Genomic DNA, 25,260 nt, shown 5'->3' with positions numbered 1-25,260 from the left:
TATGGACGACAAGGTAGAGTGTGTGGAGGGTGTGGAGGGTGTGGAGGGTGTGGGGAGTGTGGGGAGCGTGGAGGGCGCGGCCGGCGGCGCCGCCGATTTCGACCTGCGGCGCGACGCCTTCGGCAAGCTGGTCCTGACCACCGCCGGCGGCGTGGTGCACGAGGGCGTCACGCCGGTGCGCGCGTTCCCGATCCAGGCCCCCGCGCACGGCGTCTCGATGGTGCTGCGCGACGGCCGCGAGGTGGCCTGGATCGACGCGCTCGCGGCGCTGCCGGCGCACATCGGGGCGCTGGTGCGGGACGAGCTCGAGGGCCGCGAATTCATGCCCGAGATCAGCCGCATCCTGGCCGTGAGCAGTTACGCCACCCCGTGCACCTGGCGCGTTTCGACCGACCGCGGCGAGACCGAGTTCGTGCTCAAGGGCGAGGAGGACATCCGCCGCATCGGCGAGCACAGCCTGCTGGTGGCCGACAACCACGGCATCCACTTCCTGATCCGCGACATGTTCGCCATCGACAAGCACAGCCGCAAGATCCTCGACCGCTTCCTGTAGCGGCGGCGCCCGCTCATATTTTCGTTTTGGAAACGTTGTTTGATGGTGATATTATCGGTGGGAGTTTGCCTTCGCCCACTTGATACCGCTTGATGAACGATACCGAACTGGACAATCTTACGGCGCGACAAAAGGCCCGCGCCGCGCTCGAGGCGCTCGGCGCCATGCGCCCGGCCGACGCCATCGCGCGCGCACACGGCGTCACGCCCGCCCGGCTCATGGAATGGAAGATGACGCTGGTGACCAACGCGGCACGCCTGTTCGCCGACGACGCCGCGCCGCCGGTCCCGGCCGGGGCCGCGGCGGCGCGCGCCGCCGTCCCCAGCGCCGAGCAGACGCAAGTCAACGAGGCGCTGCTGTTCAAGGTGTTCGAACTGCAGCAGGCCGAGGACGCCCTGCAGCGGTCGACCGACAGCCTGCACGAGCTGCTCGGCCACCACGAGCAGATCCGCGAGGAGGAGCGCAAGCGCATCGCGCGCGAAATCCACGACGACCTCGGACAGAACCTGCTGGCGCTGCGCATCGACGTCTCGATGCTGCACGCGCGCACTGGCGCCGGCCAGCCGCGCCTGCACGCGCGGATCGGGGTGGTGCTCGACAATGTGGACGCGACCATCAGGTCGGTGCGCGCCATCATGAACGACCTGCGCCCGTTCGAGCTCGAGCTCGGCCTGCTGGCGGCGATCGAATGGCAAATCCGGCGCTTCGAGCGCAGCGGCATCGCCTGCCGCCTATTGGTGGCCGCGACCCCGCTCGGCTACGCTCTCGACGCCGAGCGCACGCTGGCCGTGTTCCGCATCCTGCAGGAGGCGCTGGCCAACATCGCGCGCCATTCGCTCGCCACCGAGGCCGAGATCACGCTCGCGCGCGAGGACGGCAATGTCGTCATGACCGTCAGCGACAACGGCGTCGGCTTCGCCCTGGCCGACCGGCGCAAGCCGCGCGCGTTCGGCATCGCCGGCATGATGGAGCGCCTGAGCGCCCTGGGCGGCGCGCTCGCGATCGAGCGCGGCGCCGGCGCGGCCGGGCGCCCCGGCATGTCGCTGCGCATCACCGTGCCCGCCGACGCGGCGCCGGCCCGCAAGTAGTGGGCGGGGCCGCGCGCCGGCCTCTCAGCCTCTCAGTAGTCGCGCGCGCGCCCGAGCAGGGCGCCCTCGAAGGGCACCGGCGCGGCGCCGATCACGATGCCGTCGTCGGTGATGTCGAACTGGCGCATCTGGCGGCTGTGGGCGCTGCCGCGCAGCTTGACGACCGTGATCACGGTCTTCAATTCGCCCTGCGTCTCTATATAGCGCTGCAGCACGATGGCGTCGGCCAGGAACGCGCTGCCGTAGGGCGACAGGCGCAGCCCGGTGTAGTCGTCCTCGAGTTCGGTCGTCATGAGCAAGGTCACGCCCCTGTCGCACAGCACCGTGACCATCCGGTACAGCGACTCGCGGAAGTCCTCGCGAAACTCCGGCGCCAGCGCCAGCTCGAAGCCCGAGAGCGAGTCGAGCACCACGCGCCGGGCCCCTTTCGCCTTGATCAGCAGCAGCAATTCGTGCAGCGTCTCGTCGACCGAGAGGTCCAGTTCGCGCATGTTGAGCAGGCCGACCTTGCCCTCGCGCACCATCTGGTCGAGCCTGTCGTCGCCCGGCTGGCGCGCGCTTTTCTCGAACGTGGCCAGCACCGCGCGCTCGCCCTGGCGCACGCCCTCGGCCAGGAACGCGGTCGCGAGCGTGGTCTTGCCCGAGCCCGACGGGCCCACCAGCAGCATCGAGTAGCCCTGCGGCAGTCCGCCGCCGAGCATCTCGTCGAGCGCGGCGACCCCGAGCGAGAGGCGCGCCGGCGGGGCGCGGCGCGCCGCGCCGGCGCCGGCCGGGTCGGGCGCGGCGATCACGCGCGGGAACACCTCGACCCCGGCGCCGCTGATGCGGAAGGTGTGCAGGCCGGGCCGCTGCTTCTGGCCGCGCATCTTGATGACCTGCAATTTGCGTACCATGGCGTTGCGGTGCACATGCTGGCTGAGCCAGACGATGCCGTCGGCGACCGTGAAGATCGGGTTCTTGTCGGTCTCGTTGACCAGGTATTCGCCGACCAGGAAGGTGGTCGCGTTCCAGCCCGTCATGTGGGTCACGAGCTGCTGCACGAACGACTGCAGCATGTGGACCTCCTGCTGCTCGCCCTTGGCGCCCTGGGTGAACGAGCGGAACGAATCGATGAACACGAGCGAGGGCGCGTGCAGCTCGACCTGCCGGATGATCTGGGCCAGCACCCCGTCGTAGTTGCCCTCGCTTACCTCGGCGGCCAGGCTGATGAACTTGACGTCGGTGTCGACCTTGTCGAAGTCGAAGAAGGCGAACTGCTGCTGGTAGCGCAACATCTTGACGGGCGGCTCGCCCATGGCGGTGAAGAACAGGGCCTTGCAGCCGGGGCCGGCCAGCCCGAACATGATCTGCTGGGCGAAGGTGGTCTTGCCGCTGCCCGGGGCGCCGCCGATGATGTTGAACGACAGTTTCGGCAGGCCGCCGCCGAGCACGAGGTCGAGGCCCGGCACGCTCGTGGATAGCCGCTCGAGGTTGAGTTTGTCGGTCATTCGGGATTCTCCTGGGGTGGTGCCGGCGTGGCGGCGGGGAAGACCGAGCGCAGGAACTGGTGGGTCAGGCGGGTGCCGATCTGGGTCGCCATCTGGGTGATGAAGGTGTCGAGCACGGCGCCGGTGGCGGCGGCCACCTCGTGCGCCTCGCGCGCACCGAAGCTGCGCTCGAGCGCGGCCGGCTCGGCGCTGCGCGGCAGCCACGGAAAGCGCGCGCGGTGCGTCTCGAGGCTGCGCCCGAACAGCAGCGCGAGGGTGGCCGGGCCGACCAGCGGCCCGAATTTGTGCCCGACCCGCCCGCACAGGCCGGCGCCGGCGGCGGCCGCCGACGGCCCGGCGCCCGGCGCCGCCAGTTCCCGCATGATCGCTTGCAACAGCTCGGTGTTTGTTTGCATGGGTGGTGGCGCGGCGGGAGCCGGGTGGCACTGCCACCCCCGATGTCTCTTTGGCGCAACATTAATGGCGTGTGACATTTTAGCCCAAAGCGGCATCCGGCCATAGCACCGTTCCCTGCCCCGGGCGCAAGCGCCGCGCCGAAGGGGGGGAGGGGCGCACGCGCATTTCACAGTCGCCTTGCCGAATTGGTATAATGTTGTCAGGAGTAAATCGAATGAAGCGCTGGCATGCACATGATGGGTCCGCGGATGTTGTTTTATCGCATAAAGTTTCCAAGTTTTCAGGTAATGTGCGGTAGCGAACTGAGCGGACTAGTCAGAGCGGGCATAGTTGATTCTTGGTGGCAGGCAATCATCTTGCAAGGCGTTTTCAACGGACGCCGATGCGAGGCTGGGGTCCAGCCTGACGCTGCACCGCGCGCCATGCAGATCATGAAGTAAGAAGTAAGTAATCGACCAACCCCTACTGGAGAATAAAATGAAATTAGCAGCAAAGATGGGTACATTCAGCGCAGTCGCGTTCGCCTTTTTCGCGCAAGGCGCGATGGCACAAAACGGTTTCGACAATCCTGAGTGGGCCAATTCGGCCTGGTACATAGGCAACGGCATCGGCCAATCGCGCTCGGACCTCGACGCGGCAAGCCTGCGCGCGGTCCTGCCGGCGGGCAGCACGGCGACGGGCATCCGCGGCGACACCAAGGACTACGGTTCGAAGCTCTACCTGGGCAAGCAACTGGGCCGCAATTTCGCGGTCGAGGGCGGCTACTTCCAACTGGGCCACCACTACACCCACATGAACGCGACCGCGCCGGTATCCGGTCTGAACAGCGACACCGTCTTCCGCGGCTTCAACATGGACCTGCTGGCGCAAATGCCGCTGTCGCAGCGTTTCTCGGTGTACGGCCGTCTCGGCGTGCACTACTCGGAATACAAGGCGCGCAACAGCGGCAGCTCGGTGCTGGTAGGCCGCGCCGGCGGCAGAGAAGTCAGCGAGCGCAGCCTGAACCCGAAAGTGGGCCTGGGCCTCGAGTACAAATTCACCGAAGCTTGGGCCATGCGCGTCGAAGCCGAGCGCTATCGCGTCGACAAGACCGTCGGCCTGGGCAAGGACGTCGACCTGTACTCGGTCAACCTGATCTACAAGTTCGGCCGTCCAGTGGCCCAGCCAGCGCCAGTCTACGTCGCCCCGGCGCCGGAGCCGGTCGTTGTGGTCGAGCCAGCACCAGCGCCAGCGCCGGCCCCGGTGCCAGTGTCGGAAAAAGTCTCGTTCGCCGCCGAAGCGCTGTTCGACTTCGACAAGTCGGTCGTCAAGGCCGAAGGCCAAAACGCCCTCGACAACCTGCTGTCCCAGCTGCAAGGCATGGACACGGAAGTCATGGTCACCGTCGGCCACACCGATTCGATCGGTAGCGACTCCTACAACCAGAAGCTGTCGATGCGCCGCGCCGAAGCGGTCAAGGCATATCTGGTCTCGAAGGGCGTCGATGCGAGCCGCGTGTACACCGAAGGCAAGGGCGAGTCCCAGCCGATCGCCGACAACACGACCGCCGAAGGCCGCGCCAAGAACCGCCGCGTGACCGTTGAAGTCGTCGGTACCCGCACCGTCATGAAGTAAATCGGACCCGGCGCGGCGACGCGCCCCGTTCCCCCAAAATCCGCCCGGCGCAAGCCGGGCGGATTTTTTTCGTCCGGCGCGCCCGGACATCGCCGGCATTTGTTGTTTTTTTGTATTAGTGTGTCTCCGCCGGGTGCTATGTTCGCTAACGCACGGAGTTAGGCTTTTGAAAGGTTGATAGTCGAGACTTGGCGGCCTCAATTGTCCGCAACAGGTTTTCGACAAGACCTCATCAAAGCGAAGGAAATACCATGAACGGTTTCAAGCAACACACACGCACACTCCTATGCGCGGTCGGCATCTTCGCCAGCGCCTTGCTGTCGGCCTGCGGCGGCGGCGGCGACCAGGGCCGCGACCCGATCCTCGGCATGCCCGGCGCGACCCTGGTCTCGGTGGCGGTGTCCCCGGCCACGGCCTCGATCGCCGCCGGCGGCACCCAGCAGTTCGTCGCCACCGCGACCTACTCCGACAACTCGTCGCGCATCGTCACCACCGACTCGGCCTGGGTGTCGTCCGCCCCGGCCGTCGCCACGGTCGGCGCCGCCACGGGCAGCGCGCGCGGCCTGGTCCCGGGCAGCGCCAGCATCAGCGCCACCTTCGGCGGCAAGACGGGCGCCGCCGCCCTGACCGTGACCCCGGCCACGCTGGTGTCGATCCAGGTCGCTCCGGTCAACAGCTCGATCAGCGTCGGCATCAACCAGCAGTTCACCGCGATGGGCACGTTCTCGGATGCGAGCACGCGCGACATCTCGGCGGTGACGACCTTCGCCTCGAGCCTGCCCGCGGTGGCGACGATCAACGCCACCACGGGCCTGGCGCGCGGCGTCACCCCCGGCACCACCGTGATCACCGCCACCTCCGGCACCCGCAGCGCTTCGACCAACCTCACCGTCACCCCGCTGGCATTGGTCGCGGTCACGCTCGCGCCGCTGGCGCCGACGGTGCAGATCGGCGCCACGCGCCAGATGTTCGTCACGGCCCGCTATTCGGACCTGAGCACGGTCAACGTCACCGCCAGCAGCACCTATGTGTCGGCCTCGCCGGCCGTCGCCACCATCAACACTAGCGGCCTCGTGACCGGCGTCTCCAACGGCAACGCTCTCGTGACCGCCACCTTCAACGGCATGAGCGCGGGCACCACCGTCCTGGTGCCGGCCGCGACCATCACCTCGATCGCCGTGACTCCGTCGCCAACCAGCGTCGCCGTCGGCAACAGCCGCCAGTTCACCGCCACCGCCACCTATTCGGATGCGTCGACCGGCAACATCACCAACACCGCGGTCTGGACCTCGAGCGCGCCGCTGGTGGCCACCGTCGTCCCGGGCGGCCTGGCCAGCGGCCTGATGGCCGGCACCGCCAACATCACCGCCACCGCGGGCGCCGATTCGGGCTTCGCCGTGCTCACCGTCACCGCCCCGGCGCCAGTGCTGAACACGATCAACCTGGGCGCGGCGGCCAACTTCGGCGTGCTCGCCGGCACCTCGATCACCAACAACTCGGGCGGCACCACGCTCGTCACCGGTGACGTCGGCGCGCCGTCGCAAACGACCGACCCGGTCCAGAGCGCCGGCTACAGCAACTACAAGTCGGGCCTGCCCCTGACGAACGCGCTCGCCGCGCTGCAAGTTGCCATCACCGACGCCAACAGCCGCATCTGCGACGTCAGCTCGGCCGCCGGCGTCGACCTCGGCGGCATGGTGTTCACCCCCGGCGTGTATTGCTACGCCGGCGCCATCAGCATGACGGGCACCTTCACCATGAACGGCCCCGGCCTGTACATCTTCCGCACCGCCTCGACCCTGAACACGACCGCCAATTCGATCGTCGCCTTCACCGGCGGCGCCTCGGCGGCCAATGTGTTCTGGGTGCCGGTCGGAGCGACCACGCTCGGCGCCAACAGCGTCTTCAAGGGCACCCTGATGGCGCAGTCGGCCGCGATCACGCTCGGCGACAACACCACGCTGCTCAGCGGCCGGGTGCTCAGCGCCGCCGCCGTGACCCTGCGTAACAATCAAATCAGCATCGTCGACTAATCCACCGGAGCCACAAACATGACATACGCAAAAAAAATGGGGACGTTCACCGCTGTCGCCATCGCTCTGCTCGCCAGCCAGGCGGCATCCGCCGACGACCAGTTCATCAACCCCGAGTGGGCCAATTCGGCCTGGTACATGGGCGCCGGCGCCGGCATCACCAAGGCCAACATCGACGAGCAGCGCATCCTGTCGGCGATGCTCTCGACCGGCGCGCCGAGCGCGGCGATCACGGTCGACGAGAAGGACCGCGGCTTCAAGGTCTACCTGGGCAAGCAGCTCAACCGCAATTTCGCGATCGAGGGCGGTTTCTACGACCTCGGCGAATTCTCGTTCGCCTCTACCGCGCCGCCGGCCCAGGTGTTCAACGGCAAGGCCGCCTTCCGCGGCGTGAACCTGGACCTGGTGGCGATGCTGCCGCTGTCGCAGCGCTTCTCGGTGTTCGGCCGGGTCGGCGCCGCCTACACGCAATCGAAGGCCGAGTTCACGGGCAACCGCCTCAACGCCCTGACCGGCCCGCGCACCAGCGAGAAGAGCTTCGGCCCCAAGGTCGGGCTCGGGCTCGAGTTCAAATTCACCGAGGCGCTGGCGCTGCGCGCCGAAGTCGAACGCTACCGGGTCAAGGACTCGATCGGCAACCGCGGCGACGTCGACCTGGCCTCGCTCAACCTGGTCTACAAGTTCGGCCGCCCGCACGCGCGTCCGGCCCCGGTCTACGTCGCCCCGGCGCCCGAGCCGGTGGTGGTGGTAGAGCCGGCGCCGGCGCCCGCGCCGGCCCCGGTGCCGGTGTCGGAGAAGGTCTCGTTCGCGGCCGAGGCGCTGTTTGACTTCGACAAGTCGGTCGTCAAGCCGGAAGGCCAGAGCGCGCTCGACAACCTGCTCACCCAGCTGCAGGGGATGGACACGGAGGTGATGGTCACGGTCGGCCACACCGATTCGGTCGGCTCGGACGCCTACAACCAGAAGCTGTCGCTACGCCGCGCCGAGGCGGTCAAGGCGTATCTGGTCTCGAAGGGCGTCGACGCCAGCCGCGTCTACACCGAGGGCAAGGGCGAGAGCCAGCCGGTGGCCAGCAACGACACCGCCGAAGGGCGCGCCAAGAACCGCCGCGTGACGGTCGAGGTGGTCGGCACCCGCACCGTGATGAAGTAAGCACGCCTGGCGGGCGCCGCGCCCGCCAAAGCGACCGTCCGCCCCGCGAGGCGCGGGCGGTTTTTTTTCGCGCCGGCCGGGCGCGGGCGCGCCTATCGGGCATGTAGGGAAATACTAATTCAAATCCCAATCGAATAGCTCTAAACTCGCGTCCGGCAGCCCTTTTACCAACCATTGCAAGGAAGCTCAAGAATGAAAACCGTAGGCGAGAAACTAGACGCGTTCAGCGTGCAGGCAGCCAAGCCGGGCTTCAACCACCACGAGGAGAACGGCGTATCGGCTTTCGAGACGATCACCGAAGCTTCGTTCCCGGGCAAGTGGAAAGTCATCTACTTCTATCCGAAAGACTTCAACTTCGTGTGCCCGACCGAGATCGTCGAGTTTGCCAAGATGAACGGGGACCTCAAGGACCGCGACGCGGTGCTGATGGGCGGCTCGACCGACAATGAATTTTGCAAGCTGGCATGGCGCCGCGAGCACAAGGACCTCGACAAGCTGAACCACTACGCGTTCGGCGACGCCACCGGCGCGCTGGTCGACATGCTTGGCGTGCGCGACCAGGCCGCCGGCGTGGCCCTGCGTGCGACCTTCATCGTCGACCCCGACAATGTCATCCAGCACGTCTCGGTCAACAACCTCAACGTCGGACGCAACCCGTCCGAGATCCTGCGCATCCTCGACGGCCTGCAGACGGACGAATTGTGCCCGTGCAACCGTCCGGTGGGCGGCGCCACGCTGTAAGGCGCGGCCGTTCCCAAACCCGCGGCCGCTGATCGACGCCATCCTCTTCGCCGGCGTGCTCAGCGAGGCCGATTTCTGCGTGAAGTCGCATTCGAGCTGCTCAAGCAGGAGGGCATGAGCGCCCAGCAGTTGCGCGACGTCGGCCGCATCGCCACCGTCGTCAACGCCGCCGCGCGGGTGGTGGCCGCCTCGCGCTAGGAGGCTGTCCTGTCAATTGGCGGCCGGGCAAGGTTCAGTGGAACACCACGGACATGCCGGCCAGCAGGTTGGTCGAACACAGCACGTAGGTCGCCGCGCCGGCCACGCACAGATGCACTGCGGTCCAGATCATGGGAAACATGCGGGTCATGGGGTGCTCCAGGTGTCGGGGGATGGGATGCCTTCATCTTAGTCGAGCCCGCTTCCCGCCGGCATCAGCGGAATGTCCACGACTTTGTAGGACAACACGCCGTCGCGTGGCCGGCGCGCACCGCGCGGGGCGCGCCACCACCATCGGCCTACATCGGCCTACATGCGCGCCCGGCCAGCTCCTACTGCGCGCGCGCCCGATCGCCCTTACATTGTACCCATGAGCAGACCCGATCCAACCCACGTCCGACCCGGCGCACGCGCTGCGCGCCGCCATGCCATTGGTAAACTGCTGCGCGGCGTGTTCGGCATCGAGCGCCTGCGCGACGGCCAGCAGCAGGTCATCGACAGCGTGCTCGACGGGCAAGACACCCTCGCCATCATGCCCACCGACAGCGGCAAGTCGCTGTGCTACCAGATCCCCGCCAAGCTCATGCGCGGCACCACGGTGGTGGTCTCGCCCCTGATCTCGCTCATGAAGGACCAGCGCGAAAAACTCGAGGCGCTCGGCATCGGCGCCATCGAGGTCAACAGCAGCCTGACGCGCGAGCAGGAGCAGGAGGCGCTCGCGCGCATTCCCGACAGCGCCAACGAGATCGTGTTCTGCACCCCCGAGCGGCTGGCGCTGCCCGCGTTCGTCGCGCTGCTCGCGCGGCTCAGGATCGACCTCGTCGTACTCGACGAGGCGCACTGCATCTCGCGCTGGGGGCACGACTTCCGCCCCGCCTTCCTCGAGATCGGCGGCGCGCTCGGCGCGCTCGGCGGGCCGCCCGTGCTCGCGCTCACGGCCACCGCGACCGACGACGTGGTGGGCGACATCGGGCGCCAGCTCGGCCGCCCGCACATGCGCGTGATCAACACCGGCGTCTACCGCGCCAACCTGCGCTACAGCGAGATCCAGGTCACCAACCACGACGAGCGCGCGGCCCGGGCGCTGGCGCTGGTGCGCGCGCGCGCCGGCGCCGGCATCGTGTACGCGGCCACCGTCAAGGCGGCCGAAGAGATGCACGCGCTGCTCGAACACGCCGGCGAGAGCGTGGCGCTGTACCACGGCAGACTCGGCGCCGACGAGCGCCGCCAAAGCCAGGACCTGTTCATGGGCGGCGCGCGGCGCGTGATGGTCGCCACCAACGCCTTCGGCATGGGCATCGACAAGCCCGACACCCGCTTCGTGCTCCACCTGCAGGTGCCGGCCACGCTCGAGGCGTTTTACCAGGAGTCGGGCAGGGCGGGACGCGACGGCGCCGGCGCCGACTGCATCTTGCTGTATTTCCAGGACGACGAACGGGTCCAGCAGTTTTTCCTCGCCAGGCACTATCCGGGCGTGGCCGAGCTGAAGGCCATCCATCACGACGCGTGCGCGCTGCTGCGCGATGGGCCCGCCACGTTCGAGGCGCTGCGCAAGGGCCGCTGCGGCGGGGAGCAGCTGGCCCCGGGCAAACTCAAGGTCTGCCTCAAGCTGCTCAAGGACGCGCGCCTGCTGCGCCAGGACCGCAGGCTCGCCTTTCTGCCCGGCAAGGCCGAGCCGGGCGCGGAGACGCTCCAGCAACTGGCAGGCGTTTACACGCACAAGCAGGAGCGCGACCGCGAGGCGCTCGAGCAGATGGTGTCCTACGCGCTGAGCGGATCTTGCCGCTGGAAGCTGTTGCTCGATTATTTCGGCGACCAGGTCGACGGCTTCGAGCGCTGCGGCGCCTGCGACAACTGCCGGTGCGCGCCCGCGGTCGAGGCGATCGTGATCCGCGACGACGAATTCGACACCGCCCCGGCGGCCCCGGCCGCGCCCGCGTTCGAGGTCGGCGCGCGCGTGCGCGTGCCGAAATTCGACGCCGGCACCGTGCTCGCCGTGGCCGGCGACCAGGTCACGATCGCCTTCCCCGACAGCGCCACGCGCACCTTCCTGGCCGACTACGTCAGGCCCGCGTGACGCCGGCGCGGCGGCGGCATCGGGCGCTTTGCGCCAGCCTTGGCCCGTCCCCTTGCCGTGAACATTCGGTACGCTAGCGAACAGACCTCTTTGGTTTGCGGGCGTAATCTTTTTCCATACGCTGAAAGGAATTTCCGCGCCGCTGTACAACCACCCCAAGGAGAACATCATCAAAACGACAAAAACTTTAGCCGCTGGGCTGCTGGCGGCGATTCCCCTCTTTTCCCTGACCCTGGCCGCGCCGGCGCAGGCCCAACTCACCGCAACGGTCGTCACGGCGCCCGCGATCCGCGGCTTCGCCGTCGACGAGGTGCGCCGCCTGGTGCCGGGCGCTGAGCTCGATTTCACGCTTTACGGCACGCCGGGCGGCCGTGCGGCCCTGAGCATCGCCGGCGCGCGCCGCAACCTGAATCTGGTCGAGACCAATCCCGGCCAGTACGAAGGCACCTACACCCTGAGCACCCGCGACCGTGTGACCGCCAACAGCCGCGTGACGGCCAACCTGCGCGTCGCCAACCTCGTCACCAGCGGCGTGCTCAGCGAATCGTTGTTGCGCGCGCCCGGCCAACGCCGCGCCGCCCGCGATGCCCGTGATGGACGCGACGCGCGCGACTACGCAGCCAACGCGCCGCGGATCGAGAAGTTCCAGGCCGTCGGCAGCACCGAACTACGCGACGGCAACGACCTGAGTTTCGCCGTCTACGGCACTCCGGGCGCCAAGGTCGACATGAGCATCACGGGCGCCCGTGGCACCTTCTTCCTGCCGGAAGTGGCGCCCGGCGAATACCGCGGCGACTATGTGATCCGCCGCGCCGACAACATCCGCCCCAATAGCGTGGTGGTGGCGAACCTGCGCATCAACAACCGCGTTGTCAGTGCGACCCTGGCGCAGCCGCTGCAAGCGATGCCGGCCATCCAGCCGGTGGCGCAGACAGCGCGTTATTGCACCAATTGCGCAACGATCGAGTCGGTCAATGTCGTCGAAGTGACAGGTGATGGCAATTACCTCGGCACCATCGGTGGCGGCGTGCTCGGCGCGGTGCTCGGCAGCCAGGTCGGCAAGGGCAGCGGCAAGACGGCGGCGCAGATCGCCGGCGCGCTCGGCGGCGCATATATCGGCCGCAATATCGAGCGCAACGCCAAGAAGACCAACCACTACGAAGTGCTGGTCCGCTTCCAGAACGGCGGCACCCAGACCGTGACGTACGAAAACGATCCAGGCGTGCGCGTCGGCGAAAAAGTCCGTGTCAACGATGGCGTGCTCACGCGCGACCAGTAACGCCTGACCCGCCCGCGCCGCCAGCCGGCGCGGACGACAAAAAACCGGCCCCGCGAAGGAAGCCGGTTTTTTTGCGCCTGTCCGCCTGCGGCCGCGCCGCCAGATTTGGGGCGCCGCGTCACGCACGTGCGGATGTAGCGCCGCCGTGCCGAACGATGCACCGCCTCCGGCAAGAACAGCAGTCGCGTCCGGGGCGGCGCAAAAGCTGCCCGCGCCGCCAACCCGCTTCGAAAGCGGCCCGCTCCCCACAGGCGCCCGGCTCCGCAGGGCCCGGCGCCCCAAAGGCACCCGGCGCCGCACAGCGCCCGACTCCCCGAGGGGACGCGGCCACGTTGGCAACCCGGCCCCGGGGCGCGTGATGATGCGCCCGAGCAGGCGACAAAAAAACCGGCAACCTTTCCAGGATGCCGGCCGTTGTTGCTGGACTGCTTTTGTGGTTTCTCTGCGCCCGGTCGGTGTCAGATCGTCGCCGCCAGCAGCGGCGCGTCGCCTGCCTGTTCGTTTTCGGCCTTCAGGCGCGCGGCGCTCGATTGCTTTGCGCGCGAACGGGACGGCGGCAGGCGGCGCAAGGTCTTGAGGGCCTCGGCGTCTTTGATGCCGATGGTGCGCTGGTCCACCGTGATGAGGCCGATCTCGTTGAATGCCGACAAGGTCCGGCTCACCGTTTCGAGCGTGAGGCCGAGATAGCTGCCGATTTCGTGGCGCGTCATGCGCAGGTTGAACAGTTTGCTTGAATACCCCATCGCGGCAAAGCGGTCGGCCAGCGAGACGAGAAAACGGGCGACGCGCGCCTCGGCCGAAAGCGCGCCGAGCATGCCGATCATGGCTTGCTCGCGCACCAGCTCGCGGCTCATCACGCCGTACATGACGTTTTCGAGTTCGAGGTGGACGCGGCCGAGCGCAGTGAGCTTTTTAAACGGGAGCAAGATCAGGTCGCAATCGGACAGCGCGACGGCCTCGGAGGCGTAATGGCGGGTGTGGATGCCGTCGACGCCGAGCATGTCGCCCTTCATGGGGAAACTGAGGACTTGCTCGTTTCCGAATTCGTCGATGAGCACGGTCTTGAGGAAGCCGGAGTTGACGATATAGAGCGTGTCGAACGCCTGCCCTATGGTGTGTACGCGCTGCCCCGTCTTGAACTGGACGTGCTGGAACAGGAGTTCTTCGGTGTTGACCGAGACGGCTGCGGTGATGTGCAGCAGGTCGCAGACCTCTTTGAGGTTGGACCAGAGTCGGCCCTGGCGTTGACGGCCAGCTTCCATCGGAGATGAATGCAAAGTCGACGAGGAAGTTGGGGCGTGGTTCTGACGTTGACTGCATGCTCATCTCCAGGTTGGGAACTAATTTTTTTGGCTGCAGGCAATCACGGTGTTGTAATGGCGGTCCCTTGACTTGGCGGGACCGTCGCTACTGTGTGATGGGCAGCAAGACTGCAATGGCTTGCGGGCTGATATTGGCGCAGGCAAGTCGTTTTGCTTGGATTTAGTATGCCAACTCGAGTCCGGCATTGATATCAGCAAACGCTGAATTGGAAGGTAGGATAGGGCGCGCGTATGTAGGACGAGTCTTACGTTCGCTGTTGGCGCGCAGAGGGTGCGAGGCGGTCGCCGGCGCGCCGCCGGCGGCGTCCTCGCGTTCGGGGCGAACGCGTCTGATTGACGCTTATCGGCACAAAAAACTGGCGCTGCTGTCTAAAAAAATCCGCCCCTAGTTTTTGAATGGGGACAGCAGACGGTGGGCCACCGCGTACTGCACCATCTCCGACAGGGACGTCATCCCCATCTTTTGCATGATGCGCGTCTTGTGGGTGCTGACGGTCTTGACGCTCAGGTGAAGGCTGTTGGCGATCTCGGTGATCGACTTGCCGCTCACGAGCAGCGAGAAGACCTCGAACTCGCGGTCGGAAAGCTGTTTGTGCAGCAATTGCTCGTTGGGTGTCATGATGTTGAGCGCCAATTGCTCCGCCACTTCGGTGCTGATATAAGGACGGCCCGAGGCCACCTTGCGGATCGCGCCCACCAATTGGGTGCCCGCGCTTTCCTTGGTCAGGTAGCCCTGGGCGCCGGCGCGGATCGCGCGCACCGCATATTGTTCTTCCTCGTGCATGGTCAGGATCAGCATGGCCAGCTTGGGCGCCTCGCTGCGGATCTGGCGGATCAGGTCGACGCCGCTGCGGCCCGGCATCGACAAGTCGAGCAGCAGCAGGTCGAAGCCGCCCTGGCGCACATGCGAAAGGACTTCAAAGCCGTTGATTGCTTCGCCGACGATGTCGATGTCGAGCGCGCCGTCGAGGATCCGCTTGAGGCCCTCGCGCATGATCGTGTGGTCGTCGGCAATAACAATTCGTATCATAAGGTGCATTCTTGCTTGTTGACGCATGCCCGCCTTTGGGTGGCCGGCGCGCGTAGTACTGTTGGTAATGCAATAAACTAACCATCGCTCAGGTCAGCAGAGTAAAGCCAAATTAACAATTGCGCAACGTTCGATTGGGGCGTTCACGCCTCCCGTGTCCCGTCGCGCGTTCCCTGCGCCGCCGGTTCGCCGATGAGCCGGTGCACCAGGACCGGCTTGAGCGTGTGCGACAATACCTTGTTGGTCACGCTGCCAAGCAACAACTGGCCCCAGCCGCTCCGTCCGTGCGAACCCATGAAAATCAAGTCGCACCTTTGTTCGTCGGCGACGTCTATGATCTTCAGCGCGGTGGCGTCCGAAAACGCCGTCGTGCCCGTCGCGACCATGCCGTGGGCGCGCGCCGCGTCGAGGATCGGTTTGAGGTTCTCGGCCCCGATCCGCTTCATTTGCGCCACATATTCATCTTCGCTCGGATACGATGGCGGAATGATTTCGACATAGACCGGATACTGGTATTCAGGCGCCACGAACAGGACCAGCACCTCGGCGCCCATCTGGCGGGCGAATTCGACGCCCGCGCAGGCGGTGTGCTGCGAAACGGACGAGCCGTCGCTGGTGATCAGAATTTTCCGGTACATGGCCCTTCTCCCTTCGAAGCACTGCACATTTTCCATTGTAGTTCGGCTTCTGACTATTGATAGAACGAAAACCTTTGACATAGCTCAAGGTGGCGCGTTATTTCGATCATGAGATTGCACCGGCGCGTGTTTCTATGGCAGTGCTGGGCAAACTTGGTTTCCGAAATACAACACTCAACATCAGGAAGCCGTCAAAATCGCGCCCTCGTTGGCTGTCGGACGGCTTTCAACCGTAATTGCCGGCGCGCAGCGCATGTCGATTTACCGATCGTGTCGCGCGCTGCTACACTCGTGTGCATGCGGCCAATCTTTTCTTTTACCAAGGACAGGCCCGATGTCAGCCACGTTTGATTGTGACAACAAATTAGGGAGAAGTACGCATCATGACCGACGCCGCCGATGATTTCGACGCACTATTCGACGAAGTGGCGGCCCAGCGCGAGGCCGGCTTGGGCGCGCCGGCTTCCCCTGGCGTGACGGCCGAGCTTGCAGAGGACGACCTCGAAGGATTGTTCGACCAGATCGCCGCGGCGCGTGCGGCGTCTGCCGTGCCAGCGGCCCAGGAGGGCGGCTGGGAGACGCCCGACAAGCCGGCCGCGAAAGCAGGCTGGGAGACGCCCGACAAGCCGGCCGCGAAAGCAGGCTGGGAGACGCCCGACAAGCCGGCCGCGAAAGCAGGCTGGGAGACGCCCGACAAGCCGGCCGCGAAAGCAGGCTGGGAGACGCCCGACAAGCCGGCCGCGAAAGCAGGCTGGGAGACGCCCGACAAGCCGGCCGCGAAAGCAGGCTGGGAGACGCCCGACAAGCCGGCCGCGAAAGCAGGCTGGGAGACGCCCGACAAGCCGGCCGCGAAAGCAGGCTGGGAGACGCCCGACAAGCCGGCCGCGAAAGCAGGCTGGGAGACGCCCGACAAGCCGGCCGCGAAAGCAGGCTGGGAGACGCCCGACAAGCCGGCCGCGAAAGCAGGCTGGGAGACGCCCGACAAGCCGGCCGCGAAAGCAGGCTGGGAGACGCCCGACAAGCCGGCCGCGAAAGCAGGCTGGGAGACGCCCGACAAGCCGGCCGCGAAAGCAGGCTGGGAGACGCCCGACAAGCCGGCCGCGAAAGCAGGCTGGGAGACGCCCGACAAGCCGGCCGCGAAAGCCGGCTGGGAGACACCCGACAAGCCGGCCGCCAAGGCGGGCTGGGAAACACCGGCCACGCCGGCCGCCAAGGCAAGCTGGGAGACCCCGGAAAAACCCGCGGCGAAAGCGGCCAAAGCCGGCTGGGAGGTGCCCGAATCGCCAGCCCCGGCGCCAGCGGCGGGCTGGGAGGTGCCGGCCACGCCGGCGCCCGCCGCCAGCGCGCCGGTCGAACCGGACGCCTCGCTCGAGGGAGGACCATGCAAGCCGATGTACGACCGCCTAGGCGGCATCGTGCGCCTGATGCACGATTCGCTCGGCGAAATCAACTGCGACAACGCGCTGACGGCGGCCTCGTCGCAGATCGTCGCGGTGCAGGACCGGCTCGAGTACGTCGCCAGCCTGACCGAGCGCGCCGCCACCAAGGTGCTCAACACGCTCGACGAGGGCATGCCCGCGCAGGACGCGCTGGCGGCCGCCGGGCGCGCCATGGAGGCGCGCTGGGACGCCCTGTTCACAGGCGAACTGAGCGTCGACCAATTCAAGCAGCTGGCGGACGATTCGCGCCAGTTCGCGCGTACCGTGGCCGCCGCCGGCGAGGCCGAAAAGGCGCGCCTGCTCGACATCATGATGGCGCAGGACTTCCAGGACATCACGGGCCAGCTGATCACGAAAGTGGTCGCGCTGACCCAGACGGTCGAGCACGAGCTGGCCGAACTGCTGCGCGATAACGCGCCGCCCGGCGTGCGCGACAAATTCATGCCCAAGCAGCTCATGCAGGGACCCTCGGTGCCGTCGGTCGCGCTCGACCAGCACAATGTGGACGGCCTACTAGACGATCTGGGGTTCTGATGGATGACATGCTCAAGGATTTTGTCGTCGAGGCGATGGAGCTGGCGGTCAACGTCGAGGAGCACCTGCTGCGGCTCGAGCGCGATCCCGGCAACAGGGACACGCTCAACGCCGTGTTCCGCTCCTTCCACACGATCAAGGGCGGCGCCGGCTTCATGAACCTGCCGGCGATGGTCGCGGCCTGCCACCTGACCGAGAACCTGTTCGACGCGCTGCGCACCGGCGCCGCGCCGGTGACCCCGATCGCGATCGAGGCGGCGCTGCAGGCGTCGGGCTTCGTGGCCGACCAGCTCAGCGCGCTCGGCGCCGGCGTCGCGCCCGAGCAGCTGGCGGCGATGCCGGCCTCGCTCGAGCGCATCCTGCGCGACGCGATCGACGAGAAAGGCGGCCCCTTGGCCGTGTCCGGCGCCGCGCCGGCGCCATCCGCGGCCGGCGCCAGCCTGGTCGACTGGGAAGCCTTGTTCCTGGCCGTCACCCCGCCCGGCACCCGCACCACCCGCGGCGCGGCCGGGGCGGCGGCCGACAATCCGGCCCACACCGCGGCCGGCACCGCGGCCGACACCGCGGCCGACAACCCGGCCGACAACCCGGCCGACAACCCGGCCGACAACCCGGCCGACAACCCGGCCGGCGCCCCCAAATCGGCGTTTCTGCAGGAGGCGCTGGCGCAGGCGCGCCGCGCCGCCGAGCAGGTCGAACAGGCCGAGCGGCGCGAGGAGCGGGTCCAGGAATTCCGCGCCGCCTCGGCCCCGGTCAAGGAGGACAGCATCCGGGTCGACGCCGTCAAGCTCGACGCCCTGCTCGAGGTGGCCGGCGAATCGGTGCAGGCGGCCAACCAGGCCGCGGTGCTGCTCGAGCGCCTGCTCCAGTTCAAGTTCGAAGGCGCCGCCGCCGGCCTGATGGTGACCCTGGGCGAGACGCTGGAACGGGCCTCGCGCTATTCGGCCGAACTCCAGCGCGCCACGCTGGCGACCCGCATGCAGCCGGTCGGGCGCCTGTTCCAGAAATTCCCGCGCCTGGTGCGCGAGCTGGCCAAGGACCTGGGCAAGGACGTCGAACTCAACATCGAGGGCGCCGAGACCGAGGTCGACCGGGTGGTGGTCGACAGCCTGTACGACCCGCTGGTGCACATGCTGCGCAACGCGCTCGACCACGGGGTCGAGACCCCGGCCGAGCGCGCCGCCGCCGGCAAGCCGGCCAGGTCGGTCATCTCGCTGCGGGCATGGCAGGAGGCCAACAGCGTGATGATCGTGTTGCACGACGACGGCCACGGCATGGATCCGGCGCGGCTGCGGCGCAAGGCGATCGAGAAGGGCCTGATCGGCGAGAACGGCGCCGCCACCGACGAGGACGCCTTCCAGCTGGTGTTCCTGCCGGGCTTTTCGACCAAGGAGATCGCCTCGTCGGTGTCCGGGCGCGGGGTCGGCATGGACGTGGTCAAGACGGCGGTCGAGAAAAACCGCGGCGCGGTCCACATCGAATCATCGCTCGGCCACGGCACCACGTTCGCGATCCGGCTGCCGATCGAGCTCTCGATCGTGCCGACCATGCTGGTGTCGACCTCGGACGCGGCGCTGGCGCTGCCGATGGCGGCGGTGCAGCGCGTGCTCGAACTGCCCGAGACGTTCCTGCAGGTCGGCGGCGCGCCCGTGCTCAAGGACCAGGGCCGGCCGCTGCCGGTGCGCTCGCTGGCCGCCGCGCTCGGCTACGAGCCATGCGTGGAACGGGTCGGCATCGTGGTCGCCGCGCCCCAGCCCTACATCCTGGCGGTGGCCGCGGTCGACGGCACCGCCGACCTCGTGATCAAGCCGATGACGGCCATCGCGGTCGACGGCATCACGGGCACGGCGCGCTCGGCCGAGGGCGAGCTGGTGCTGGTGGTGGGCCTGTCCTTCCTCATGGACGGCTGCCGCTCGACCGTGAAACTGGCCGCATAAGGCAAATAATCGCGGGGGGCGAAGCAGTCGAAATGCCTGTTGTTTTCCAACATGCATTTTTTTTATTCTGTTTAACAGACCAATTACGGAATTAAATTTTGTAGGGGCGCCATTCGCATCGAGTTTGTTCCAAATCCGGCGTGCTACTGCCGCAATGCACAAATATGGCATAATCATTGCATGACCTGCGCAACGGGGCCGTTTCACTGAAAAGTTCCACTCCAAACATATGCAAAAAACGCTCTACGACAAACTCTGGGAATCGCACGTGGTGCGCGCCGAGGCCGACGGCACCACGGTGCTCTACATCGACCGCCACCTGGTGCACGAGGTGACCAGCCCGCAGGCGTTCGACGGCCTGCGCGCCGCCGGGCGCGCGCTGTGGCGCACCTCGGCCAACCTGGCCGTGGCCGACCACAACGTGCCGACCACCGCGCGCGCCGGCGGCATCGCCGACCCGGTCTCGCGCCTGCAGGTCGAAACGCTCGACGCCAACGCCAAGAGCTACGGCCTGACCTACTTCAACATGAACGACAAGCGCCAGGGCATCGTGCACGTGATCGGCCCGGAGCAGGGCGCGACCCTGCCCGGCATGACGGTCGTGTGCGGCGACTCGCACACCTCGACCCACGGCGCCTTCGGCTGCCTGGCGCACGGCATCGGCACCTCCGAGGTCGAGCATGTGCTCGCGACCCAGACCCTGCTGGCCAAGAAATCGAAGGCGATGCTGGTCCAGGTCGACGGCGTGCTGCCGGCCGGGGTCACCGCCAAGGACCTGGTGCTGGCCGTGATCGGCAGGATCGGCACCGCCGGCGGCACCGGCTACGCGATCGAATTCGGCGGCTCGGCCATCCGCGCGCTGTCGATGGAGGGCCGCATGACGGTGTGCAACATGGCGATCGAGGCGGGCGCGCGCGCCGGCATGGTCGCCGTCGACGAGACCACCGTCAACTACGTCAAGGGCCGCCCGTACTCGCCGGCCGGGCCGCACTGGGAGCGCGCGCTCGATTACTGGCGTACCCTGCACAGCGACCCCGGAGCCCAGTTCGACCTGGTCGTCACGCTCGACGCGGCGGCCATCGTGCCGCAGGTGACCTGGGGCACCTCGCCCGAGATGGTCACCGCCATCGACGGCCGCGTGCCCGACCCCGACCTCGAAAAAGACCCGGTGCGGCGCGACGCCATGGAGAAGGCGCTGGTCTACATGGACCTCAAGCCCAACACCGCGATCGCCGACATCCGCATCGACAAGGTGTTCATCGGCTCGTGCACCAATTCGCGCATCGAGGACCTGCGCGCCGCCGCCGCCGTGGTGCGCGGCAAGCGGCGCGCCTCGAACGTGCGCCTGGCGCTGGTGGTGCCGGGCTCGGGACTGGTCAAGGACCAGGCCGAGCGCGAGGGGCTCGACAAGATCTTCAAGGACGCCGGCTTCGAATGGCGCGAGCCGGGCTGCTCGATGTGCCTTGCAATGAACGCCGACCGGCTCGAGCCGGGCGAGCGCTGCGCCTCGACCTCGAACCGCAATTTCGAGGGTCGCCAGGGGCAGGGCGGGCGGACCCACCTGGTCTCGCCCGCCATGGCGGCGGCGGCCGGTATCGCCGGCCATTTCGTCGATGTACGCGCGGTGCGATAGGCGCACCGCGACAACAACAACACTTTCACACGGAGTCCCACCATGAAAAAACTAATCGCTTTCGCAGCAATCGCCCTGTTCCTCGCGGGGTGCAACACCATGCAAGGCTTCGGCCAGGACGTCCAGAAGGTCGGCGACAAGGTCGAACGAGCCGCCACTAAATAAACCCACGCCGGGCCGCCGGCGGCGCCCCATGCGCCGCGAGCGGCACGCGCGCGATCTCGCTAGAATGACATGGAAAAATTCACGATTTACGAAGGTTTGGTGGCGCCCCTCGACCGCGCCAACATCGACACCGACGCCATCATCCCGAAGCAGTTCCTCAAGTCGATCCACCGCACCGGTTTCGGGCCGAACCTGTTCGACGAGTGGCGCTACCTCGACCACGGCGAACCCGGCCAGGACAACAGCAAACGCCCGCTGAACCCCGATTTCGTGCTCAACGCGGCGCGCTACCAGGGCGCCTCGATCCTGCTCACGCGTAAAAATTTCGGCTGCGGCTCCTCGCGCGAACACGCGCCGTGGGCGCTCGACCAGTACGGCTTCCGCGCCATCATCGCGCCCAGTTTCGCCGACATCTTCTTCAACAACTGCTACAAGAGCGGCCTGCTGCCGGTGGTGCTGCCCGAGGCGCAAATCGAGCACCTGTTCAACGAGGTCAAGGCGTTCCCGGGCTTTCGCCTGGTCGTCGACCTCGAGCGCCAGTGCGTGGCCACCAGCAGCGGCAGCCTGTCGTACCCGTTCCAGATCGACGCGTTCCGCAAATTCTGCCTGATCAACGGCCTCGACGACATCGGCCTGACGCTGCGCCACGCCGACGAGATCCGCGCCTTCGAGGAGCGCCACCTGGCGCGCCAGCCCTGGCTGGCCAACGCCATCTGAGGGCCCGCACCGCGCCCGCACCCCGAACCACATCTGGACCCCGCGCCAGCAAAATAGAGAAACCCGCAAAATGAAGATCGCAATCCTGCCCGGCGACGGCATCGGCCCCGAGATCGTGGCCCAGGCGGCCAAGGTGCTCGGCGCCCTTGGCGAACCATTCGAGATGGAATCGGCCGCCGTCGGCGGCGAGGGCTACGCGCGCCACGGCCACCCGCTGCCCCAGGCCACGCTGGCGCTGGCCAAGGCCGCCGACGCGGTGCTGTTCGGCGCCGTCGGCGACTACAAATACGACACGCTCGAGCGCGCGCTGCGCCCGGAGCAGGCCATCCTCGGCCTGCGCAGGGAGCTCGGGCTGTTCGCCAACCTGCGCCCGGCGATCCTGTATCCGGAGCTGGCCGGCGCCTCGACCCTCAAGCCCGAGGTGGTCTCGGGGCTCGACATCCTGATCATCCGCGAGCTCACCGGCGACATCTATTTCGGCAAGCCGCGCGGCGTGCGCGAATGCCCGGACGGCCCGTTCAAGGGCGAGCGCGAGGGCTTCGACACGATGCGCTACGCCGAGACCGAGATCCGGCGCATCGCCCACGTCGCGTTCCAGGCCGCGCGCAAGCGCGACGGGCGCGTCACCAGCGTCGACAAGGCCAACGTGCTCGAGACGTTCCAGTTCTGGCGCGACATCGTCACCGAGGTGCACCGCGACTACCCGGACGTCGCGCTCGAGCACATGTATGTCGACAACGCGGCCATGCAACTGGTGCGCGCGCCCAAGAAATTCGACGTCATCGTCACCGGCAACATGTTCGGCGACATCCTGTCGGACTGCGCCGCGATGCTGACCGGCTCGATCGGGATGCTGCCGTCGGCCTCGCTCGACGCCAACAACAAGGGCCTGTACGAGCCCTCGCACGGCTCGGCACCCGACATCGCGGGCAAGGGCATCGCCAATCCGCTGGCGACCATCCTGTCGGCGGCGATGATGCTGCGCTTCTCGCTCGGGCTGCCCGAACAGGCCGACCGCATCGAGGACGCCGTCAAGGCGGTGCTGGCGCAGGGCCTGCGCACGGCCGACATCCACGAGCCGGGCACCACGCGCGTGGGCACGGCCGAGATGGGCGAGGCCGTGCTCAGGGCGCTCAAGTAAATGGCGTAGAACGAACAAATTCAATATCACCAGAGGGAACATGATGAAATTAGTAGGCTTGGTAGGTTGGCGCGGCATGGTCGGTTCGGTCCTGATGCAGCGCATGCAGGACGAGGGTGATTTCGCCCACATCGAACCGGTGTTCTTCACGACCTCGAACGCGGGCGGCGCGGCCCCCGCGATGGCCAAGAACGAAACCATCCTCAAGAGCGCGGGCGACATCGCCGAGCTGTCCAAGTGCGACATCATCATCTCCTGCCAGGGCGGCGACTACACCGGCGAGGTGTTCCCCAAGCTGCGCGCGAGCGGCTGGAACGGCTACTGGATCGACGCCGCCTCGACCCTGCGCATGCAGGACGACGCCGTCATCGTGCTCGACCCGGTCAACCTCGACGTCATCAAGGACGCGCTCGGCAAGGGCGTGCGCAACTATGTGGGCGGCAACTGCACCGTCTCGTGCATGCTCATGGGCCTGGGCGGGCTGTTCCAGCACGGCCTGGTCGACTGGATGAGCTCGATGACCTACCAGGCCGCCTCGGGCGGCGGCGCCCAGCACATGCGCGAACTGCTGACCCAGTTCGGCACCATCAACGCCGCCGTGCGGCCGCTGCTCGACAATCCGGCCGCCGCGATCCTCGAGATCGACCGCGCGGTGCTGGCGACCCAGCACGGCATGTCGCCCGACGAAACCAAACAGTTCGGGGTGCCGCTGGCGGGCAACCTGATCCCGTGGATCGACAAGGACCTGGGCAACGGCCAGTCGAAGGAGGAATGGAAGGCCGGCGCCGAGACCAACAAGATCCTCGGGCGCGGCGCCGCCTCCGGCCTGGCCGAGATCCCGGTCGACGGCCTGTGCGTGCGCATCGGCGCAATGCGCTGCCACTCGCAGGCGCTGACCATCAAGCTCAAGCGCGACGTGCCGCTCGACGAGATCAACGACATCATCGCCGGCGCCAACGACTGGGTCAAAGTGGTCCCGAACAACCGCGAGGCCTCGATGCGCGAGCTGTCGCCGGCGGCGGTGACGGGCAGCCTGGCGATCCCGGTCGGGCGCCTGCGCAAGATGTCGATGGGCGGCGAGTATTTGTCGGCGTTCACGGTCGGCGACCAGTTGCTGTGGGGCGCGGCCGAGCCGCTGCGGCGCATGTTGCGGATCATTCTCGACAGGTAGGCTTTGGGGGCCGTGCGGATGGGGTAGTCTTGTGCGCATGCGGGCCTGTCGTTCTTGGGGGGGCTTGGCATTGCCGGGCTGATTTCCGTTTTACACCGGCGGACCGGTGCGGGCGTCCAGGGAGGCCCGCCTTGCAGGGCCCTACAAAATGTGTTCAGGCCCGGAATTGGCATGGAAAATGCGGCTAGTTTGCGCATTTACTAGGCAGAGTGCGCATATAAACCGCGCTTCGGATGCTGAATGGTGCGCAAAGCTTGCATGCTCCACGGCATGATGATATGTTGAGACCTCCGGGAAACACGCTTTTTCCCTCGTTAACCCAAATTTCCGCCAACTATGCATGTAAACACTCGCCCCAAGATCATGACGTTTGCGTTGAAAACACTCACCAGCGCGGTCGCCAGCGCAGTGTTACTTTCATCTACGGCTTACGCGGCAGGACTCGGCAAGTTGACCGTCCTGTCCTCGCTCGGCCAGCCGCTGCGGGCCGAAATCGAACTGACCTCGGTCTCCGACGACGAGTCGTCCGGGCTGATGGCCAAGGTGGCTCCGATTTCCGCCTTCCAGCTCGCCAACATCGAATACAACCCCGCACTGTCCTCGTTGCGTTTCTCGATCGAGCAGCGCAACGGCCGCCAGTTCGTCAAGATCACCTCCACCCAGCCGGTCAACGAGGCTTTCGTCGACATGCTGCTCGAACTGAGCTGGGACAAGGGCCGCCTGGTGCGCGAGTACACCTTCCTGCTCGACCCCGCCGACTTGCGCACGATGCAGCCGGTGCAGGTCGCGCCGGTCCCGCGCGCGGTGGTGGTGCGCCAGCCGCAACCGGTGCCGGCCGCTCCGGCGCCGAGCCAGGTCGCCTCGACCCCGGCCCAGCCGGTCCAGCAGCAGGCCCCGGCCCCGGCCCCGGCCCCG

The 25,260-nt window shown here is 67.1% G+C and carries 21 protein-coding genes and 1 pseudogene; 17 read left to right on the top strand and 5 right to left on the bottom strand.

Annotation, left to right across the window (positions count from 1 at the left end; translation table 11 throughout):
* The first annotated feature begins 1 nt into the window (after position 1).
* Both C7C56_RS12935 and C7C56_RS12930 read left to right on the top strand, forming a co-directional pair.
* The gene (locus C7C56_RS12935) at positions 2-553 is read left to right on the top strand and encodes a cyanophycin metabolism-associated DUF1854 family protein (protein ID WP_106757802.1); all 552 of its coding nucleotides are present in this window, start codon (positions 2-4) and stop codon (positions 551-553) included.
* A gap of 92 nt (positions 554-645) precedes the next feature.
* Positions 646-1,641, top strand: a complete 996-nt coding sequence (locus C7C56_RS12930) for a sensor histidine kinase (protein WP_106757801.1) — start codon at positions 646-648, stop codon at positions 1,639-1,641.
* A gap of 32 nt (positions 1,642-1,673) precedes the next feature.
* Here the strand turns inward: C7C56_RS12930 and C7C56_RS12925 are convergent, their stop codons facing one another.
* Both C7C56_RS12925 and C7C56_RS12920 read right to left on the bottom strand, forming a co-directional pair.
* On the bottom strand, positions 1,674-3,128 hold the full coding sequence (locus tag C7C56_RS12925) for a DUF7125 family protein (RefSeq protein WP_106757800.1): 1,455 nt from the start codon (positions 3,126-3,128) through the stop codon (positions 1,674-1,676).
* Entirely contained in the window at positions 3,125-3,523 is a 399-nt protein-coding gene (locus C7C56_RS12920) for a hypothetical protein (RefSeq protein ID WP_106757799.1), read from the bottom strand. Before C7C56_RS12920 ends, C7C56_RS12925 begins: the two co-directional genes overlap by 4 nt.
* 478 nt (positions 3,524-4,001) lie before the next feature.
* On the opposite strand from C7C56_RS12920, the gene C7C56_RS12910 reads away from it, so the two are divergent.
* The 7 genes and pseudogenes from C7C56_RS12910 (at position 4,002) to C7C56_RS12880 (ending at position 12,618) form a co-directional block, all read left to right on the top strand.
* Positions 4,002-5,138, top strand: coding sequence for an OmpA family protein (locus C7C56_RS12910; protein ID WP_106757797.1), 1,137 nt, complete (start codon positions 4,002-4,004; stop codon positions 5,136-5,138).
* A gap of 251 nt (positions 5,139-5,389) precedes the next feature.
* The gene (locus C7C56_RS12905) at positions 5,390-7,171 is read left to right on the top strand and encodes an Ig-like domain-containing protein (protein WP_106757796.1); all 1,782 of its coding nucleotides are present in this window, start codon (positions 5,390-5,392) and stop codon (positions 7,169-7,171) included.
* Between the two features lie 18 nt (positions 7,172-7,189).
* Positions 7,190-8,323: an OmpA family protein gene (locus C7C56_RS12900; protein WP_106757795.1), complete on the top strand. Its 1,134-nt coding sequence runs from the start codon at positions 7,190-7,192 to the stop codon at positions 8,321-8,323.
* 192 nt (positions 8,324-8,515) lie between these two features.
* Complete coding sequence (locus C7C56_RS12895; protein WP_106757794.1) at positions 8,516-9,064, top strand: peroxiredoxin; 549 nt, start codon at positions 8,516-8,518, stop codon at positions 9,062-9,064.
* 70 nt (positions 9,065-9,134) lie between these two features.
* Positions 9,135-9,262: pseudogene (locus C7C56_RS30715) on the top strand (carboxymuconolactone decarboxylase family protein); the annotation flags it as partial.
* A 370-nt stretch (positions 9,263-9,632) separates the two neighbouring features.
* Entirely contained in the window at positions 9,633-11,339 is a 1,707-nt protein-coding gene (locus C7C56_RS12885) for a RecQ family ATP-dependent DNA helicase (RefSeq protein WP_106757793.1), read from the top strand.
* Positions 11,340-11,661: 322 nt separating this feature from the next.
* Positions 11,662-12,618: an outer membrane lipoprotein gene (locus C7C56_RS12880; RefSeq protein ID WP_146204460.1), complete on the top strand. Its 957-nt coding sequence runs from the start codon at positions 11,662-11,664 to the stop codon at positions 12,616-12,618.
* A gap of 458 nt (positions 12,619-13,076) precedes the next feature.
* Here the strand turns inward: C7C56_RS12880 and C7C56_RS12875 are convergent, their stop codons facing one another.
* From C7C56_RS12875 to C7C56_RS12865, 3 genes are all read right to left on the bottom strand, one after another.
* Complete coding sequence (locus C7C56_RS12875; protein ID WP_106757791.1) at positions 13,077-13,880, bottom strand: Crp/Fnr family transcriptional regulator; 804 nt, start codon at positions 13,878-13,880, stop codon at positions 13,077-13,079.
* A 445-nt stretch (positions 13,881-14,325) separates the two neighbouring features.
* Positions 14,326-14,970, bottom strand: a complete 645-nt coding sequence (locus tag C7C56_RS12870) for a response regulator (RefSeq protein WP_106757790.1) — start codon at positions 14,968-14,970, stop codon at positions 14,326-14,328.
* A gap of 143 nt (positions 14,971-15,113) precedes the next feature.
* Positions 15,114-15,608 carry a universal stress protein gene (locus C7C56_RS12865; protein ID WP_106757789.1) on the bottom strand — a complete coding sequence of 165 codons (495 nt, stop codon included), beginning with the start codon at positions 15,606-15,608 and terminating at the stop codon, positions 15,114-15,116.
* A gap of 383 nt (positions 15,609-15,991) precedes the next feature.
* On the opposite strand from C7C56_RS12865, the gene C7C56_RS30710 reads away from it, so the two are divergent.
* From C7C56_RS30710 to C7C56_RS12825, 8 genes are all read left to right on the top strand, one after another.
* Positions 15,992-17,581, top strand: coding sequence for a protein phosphatase CheZ (locus tag C7C56_RS30710; protein ID WP_370660205.1), 1,590 nt, complete (start codon positions 15,992-15,994; stop codon positions 17,579-17,581).
* On the top strand, positions 17,581-19,518 hold the full coding sequence (locus C7C56_RS12855) for a chemotaxis protein CheA (protein WP_106757788.1): 1,938 nt from the start codon (positions 17,581-17,583) through the stop codon (positions 19,516-19,518). Before C7C56_RS30710 ends, C7C56_RS12855 begins: the two co-directional genes overlap by 1 nt.
* 229 nt (positions 19,519-19,747) lie before the next feature.
* Positions 19,748-21,151, top strand: a complete 1,404-nt coding sequence (leuC, locus tag C7C56_RS12850; protein WP_106757787.1) for a 3-isopropylmalate dehydratase large subunit — start codon at positions 19,748-19,750, stop codon at positions 21,149-21,151.
* 42 nt (positions 21,152-21,193) lie between these two features.
* Complete coding sequence (locus C7C56_RS12845) at positions 21,194-21,316, top strand: entericidin A/B family lipoprotein (RefSeq protein ID WP_106757786.1); 123 nt, start codon at positions 21,194-21,196, stop codon at positions 21,314-21,316.
* A gap of 69 nt (positions 21,317-21,385) precedes the next feature.
* A complete protein-coding gene (gene leuD, locus C7C56_RS12840; protein WP_106757785.1) occupies positions 21,386-22,033 on the top strand; it encodes a 3-isopropylmalate dehydratase small subunit in 648 nt (215 codons plus the stop codon).
* A 70-nt stretch (positions 22,034-22,103) separates the two neighbouring features.
* Complete coding sequence (leuB, locus tag C7C56_RS12835; protein WP_106757784.1) at positions 22,104-23,174, top strand: 3-isopropylmalate dehydrogenase; 1,071 nt, start codon at positions 22,104-22,106, stop codon at positions 23,172-23,174.
* Between the two features lie 43 nt (positions 23,175-23,217).
* Positions 23,218-24,345 carry an aspartate-semialdehyde dehydrogenase gene (gene asd, locus C7C56_RS12830; protein ID WP_106757818.1) on the top strand — a complete coding sequence of 376 codons (1,128 nt, stop codon included), beginning with the start codon at positions 23,218-23,220 and terminating at the stop codon, positions 24,343-24,345.
* A gap of 336 nt (positions 24,346-24,681) precedes the next feature.
* The coding region (locus C7C56_RS12825; protein WP_502506496.1) for a type IV pilus assembly protein FimV at positions 24,682-25,260 on the top strand (579 nt) is incomplete at its 3' end.

Origin of the sequence: Massilia glaciei, from assembly GCF_003011895.2 — a bacterium.
Classification (GTDB): Bacteria; Pseudomonadota; Gammaproteobacteria; order Burkholderiales; family Burkholderiaceae_D; genus Telluria_A; species Telluria_A glaciei.
The sequence above is the reverse complement of the archived record's forward strand: the minus strand, read 5'-3'. Positions and strand labels throughout refer to the sequence as shown.

Coding starts and splice junctions, on each gene's coding strand:
- C7C56_RS12845 (WP_106757786.1), top strand. CDS start 21,194: ATGAAAAAACTAATCGCTTTCGCAGCAATCGCCCTGTTCCTCGCGGGG.
- C7C56_RS12895 (WP_106757794.1), top strand. CDS start 8,516: ATGAAAACCGTAGGCGAGAAACTAGACGCGTTCAGCGTGCAGGCAGCC.
- leuC (WP_106757787.1), top strand. CDS start 19,748: ATGCAAAAAACGCTCTACGACAAACTCTGGGAATCGCACGTGGTGCGC.
- leuD (WP_106757785.1), top strand. CDS start 21,386: ATGGAAAAATTCACGATTTACGAAGGTTTGGTGGCGCCCCTCGACCGC.
- C7C56_RS12855 (WP_106757788.1), top strand. CDS start 17,581: ATGGATGACATGCTCAAGGATTTTGTCGTCGAGGCGATGGAGCTGGCG.
- asd (WP_106757818.1), top strand. CDS start 23,218: ATGAAATTAGTAGGCTTGGTAGGTTGGCGCGGCATGGTCGGTTCGGTC.
- C7C56_RS12935 (WP_106757802.1), top strand. CDS start 2: ATGGACGACAAGGTAGAGTGTGTGGAGGGTGTGGAGGGTGTGGAGGGT.
- C7C56_RS12910 (WP_106757797.1), top strand. CDS start 4,002: ATGAAATTAGCAGCAAAGATGGGTACATTCAGCGCAGTCGCGTTCGCC.
- C7C56_RS12870 (WP_106757790.1), bottom strand. CDS start 14,970: ATGATACGAATTGTTATTGCCGACGACCACACGATCATGCGCGAGGGC.
- C7C56_RS12905 (WP_106757796.1), top strand. CDS start 5,390: ATGAACGGTTTCAAGCAACACACACGCACACTCCTATGCGCGGTCGGC.
- C7C56_RS12930 (WP_106757801.1), top strand. CDS start 646: ATGAACGATACCGAACTGGACAATCTTACGGCGCGACAAAAGGCCCGC.
- C7C56_RS30710 (WP_370660205.1), top strand. CDS start 15,992: ATGACCGACGCCGCCGATGATTTCGACGCACTATTCGACGAAGTGGCG.
- C7C56_RS12920 (WP_106757799.1), bottom strand. CDS start 3,523: ATGCAAACAAACACCGAGCTGTTGCAAGCGATCATGCGGGAACTGGCG.
- leuB (WP_106757784.1), top strand. CDS start 22,104: ATGAAGATCGCAATCCTGCCCGGCGACGGCATCGGCCCCGAGATCGTG.
- C7C56_RS12875 (WP_106757791.1), bottom strand. CDS start 13,880: ATGGAAGCTGGCCGTCAACGCCAGGGCCGACTCTGGTCCAACCTCAAA.
- C7C56_RS12925 (WP_106757800.1), bottom strand. CDS start 3,128: ATGACCGACAAACTCAACCTCGAGCGGCTATCCACGAGCGTGCCGGGC.
- C7C56_RS12885 (WP_106757793.1), top strand. CDS start 9,633: ATGAGCAGACCCGATCCAACCCACGTCCGACCCGGCGCACGCGCTGCG.
- C7C56_RS12865 (WP_106757789.1), bottom strand. CDS start 15,608: ATGTACCGGAAAATTCTGATCACCAGCGACGGCTCGTCCGTTTCGCAG.
- C7C56_RS12900 (WP_106757795.1), top strand. CDS start 7,190: ATGACATACGCAAAAAAAATGGGGACGTTCACCGCTGTCGCCATCGCT.